Consider the following 473-nt stretch of genomic DNA (forward strand, 5'->3'; position numbering starts at 1 on the left):
AAAAATGGAGGAATTATTATGGGACACGCCGGAGAGTCAATGGATGTAAAGAGAAAGTATGCCGACCTAGAACGTGAAAAAAAGCGGGTTAAGGGTATCGCATACGATATGCTACCGCAAATTTTAGTAGAAAATGGATATGGTCATATAAACACTTATGGTCATGGAGTTGTATCAGAAGAGAAAGCTGAAAAGTGGGACAATGATATTTGTGAAGATGGCATCTATTTGCAACGCTTTATCAAGAAATCTATTGGTAAGCCAACTAAAGCATTGATAAATTTACAAAATCGGTTAGAAAAGTTGAAAAATGACCATGTATCGTACGCTTACGAACACCGCCCAACAAACGTAAAGGCTAAGTGTATTGGATGCAAGAATTGCGGTTCAAAATTCAATACAGAGTTAATGGGAAAGAAATTTAGAGAAAACGATACGCTACGGTCAATAGACTATAATAGCAAGTGTCTTTT

The 473-nt window shown here is 36.8% G+C and carries 1 protein-coding gene; it reads left to right on the forward strand.

Annotated elements, in window-relative coordinates; translation table 11 throughout:
- Positions 1–18: 18 nt before the first annotated feature.
- Positions 19–473, forward strand: a 455-nt coding sequence (locus tag FC36_RS06240) for a hypothetical protein (RefSeq protein ID WP_156409523.1), incomplete at its 3' end; no start/stop codon positions are given.

The organism is Ligilactobacillus equi DSM 15833 = JCM 10991 (assembly GCF_001435735.1).
GTDB classification, from domain to species: domain Bacteria; phylum Bacillota; class Bacilli; order Lactobacillales; family Lactobacillaceae; genus Ligilactobacillus; species Ligilactobacillus equi.